This window comes from Asaia sp. W19 (genome assembly GCF_003994335.1).
Taxonomy (GTDB): domain Bacteria; phylum Pseudomonadota; class Alphaproteobacteria; order Acetobacterales; family Acetobacteraceae; genus Asaia.
Genome location: NZ_PNQZ01000146.1, coordinates 1 through 1,983, shown reverse-complemented (window position 1 = coordinate 1,983; position 1,983 = coordinate 1). Strand labels below are relative to the sequence as shown.

Annotated in this window: 2 protein-coding genes; both read left to right on the top strand. The window is 61.6% G+C overall.

Annotated elements, in window-relative coordinates:
* The first annotated feature begins 40 nt into the window (after positions 1-40).
* Positions 41-1,258 (top strand): Fe-S cluster assembly protein SufD, encoded by a 1,218-nt coding sequence (gene sufD, locus C0V97_RS17470; RefSeq protein ID WP_127102589.1) that lies wholly within the window; start codon positions 41-43, stop codon positions 1,256-1,258.
* 2 nt (positions 1,259-1,260) lie between these two features.
* Positions 1,261-1,983: aminotransferase class V-fold PLP-dependent enzyme (locus C0V97_RS17465; RefSeq protein ID WP_127103720.1), on the top strand; the 723-nt coding region annotated here is incomplete at its 3' end.

Genomic DNA, 1,983 nt, shown 5'->3' with positions numbered 1-1,983 from the left:
TTGAGGCGCAGGGCTATCAGCAATATCTCGAGGCGGTGGCATGAGCGAAAGCGTCGCTTTTTCGCCTGCAATCGGGTCTTTTCTCGCACGCGCCCATAAAGGCGAAGCGAGAGAACTCCTGGCCCGTCAGGGTCTGCCCCAGCGTCGTCTCGAGGCGTGGCGCTATACACCGCTGCGCGATGTTGATCGCATCGGGTTCGAGCAGCCGGCGCCCGTTTCGCTGGGCGAGGCGGAAGCCCTTCTGGCGCGCCTTGCTCCCGAGGCTCGCAGCGGCTCTCGTGTCGTGTTCGTCAACGGCGTGCTTGTTCCCGAGCTGACGCGCCTTCCCGAGGCGGTCATCCTGACCGCGCTTGAGGCGCCGCTTTTGGCGGACCGTCCGCTCAGCGTTCTCAACAGCGCCCTGCAGCAGCCGGGTCTGTCCCTGACGGTTCCCGCAGGCATAGAGGCCGGTCAGATCTGTCTCGTCTCTCTGGTTTCGGGGGAAGGGCCGGTTTCGACGCATCTTACGCATCAGGTCACGCTCGAAAAAGAAGCGACCCTGACCCTTCTCGATATCCAGTCGGGTGAAGGCGCCTATCTGGCTAATCCGTCTCTGACGGTATCCGTGGCCGAAGGGGCTCACCTGACCCATCTGCGTGTCCAGCAGGATGATGTGCAGGCTGCGAACCTGGCGCTTGTGAATGCAAGCATTGCCGAGCATGGGACTTATGACAGCTTCACTCTGACGCTCGGCGCCAGGTTGTCGCGTCATGAGGTTCTGGCGCATCTGGGTGGCAAGCATGCGACCGTGCATGTGAATGCGGCGCAGCTTCTGGCTGGTACGCAGCACGCCGATCTGACCTCCGTCATCACCCATGCTGCACCGGACTGCAATTCTCGCCAGACGGTCAAGAACGTGCTGATGGATGCGGCGCATGGTGTTTTTCAGGGCAAGATCTATGTTGATCGTATCGCCCAGAAGACCGATGGCTATCAAATGAATCAGGCGCTGCTTCTGTCCGAAAAGGCGCAGATCGACAGCAAGCCCGAGCTCGAGATCTACGCTGATGACGTCAAGTGCAGCCACGGTGCCACTGTGGGCGCACTCGATGACGAGCAGCTTTTTTATCTGCGGGCGCGTGGTGTACCCTATGAAACCGCGAAAGCCATGCTCGTCCGGGCCTTCCTGCTCGACGCGCTCGCTCTGGTCACCGATGAGGCTGCTTATGCCCTCCTGGACCAGCGCGTCGAAGCCTGGTGGCTGAACAGGGAAGGGTGATCATGTCAGGAGACGTGCTCGACCGTTTCGCGTCCTTGCGGGACCGGTTTCCGATCTTGTCTGAGACAGTTCATGGCCGTCCGCTGGTCTTCCTGGACAGCGCGGCCTCGGCTCAGAAACCGGATAGCGTGATTGCGGCCATGGCTCAGGCCATGCAGCATCAATACGCCAACATCCATCGTGGCCTGCACTGGATGAGCGAGCGCACGACCGAGGCCTATGAATCGGTGCGTACCCAGGCCGCCTTGTTTCTCAAGGCGCCGGATCGCCGTGAAATCATCTTCACGCGTAACAGCACCGAGGCCATCAATCTCGTCGCGCATTCCTATGGCATGTTGCTGAAGCCGGGCCAGGCGATCCTGATTTCCGAGCTGGAGCATCATTCCAATCTCGTTCCGTGGCAGATGCTGCGCGATCGAGCCGGGCTGGAACTCCGCGTGGCGCCGATCACCGAGACCGGGGATCTGGACCTCGACGCTTACGAGAGCCTGCTCTCGGACGGGCGTGTCGGGCTTGTGGCCATCACCCATATGTCGAATGTCCTGGGGACGCTGACGCCGGCGCATGAACTGGCGCGTCTGGCGCATGCGCATGGCGCAAAGATCCTGCTCGATGGGTCGCAGTCAGCCGTGCATCGCGCCATTGATGTGCAGGCGCTCGGGGCGGATTTCTTCGTCTGCACGGGGCACAAGCTCTATGGCCCGACCGGCATCGGGGTGCTCTGG

What these genes read in the sequence shown, in the direction of transcription:
- sufD (WP_127102589.1), top strand. Translation starts at nt 41, where the DNA reads ATGAGCGAAAGCGTCGCTTTTTCGCCTGCAATCGGGTCTTTTCTCGCA.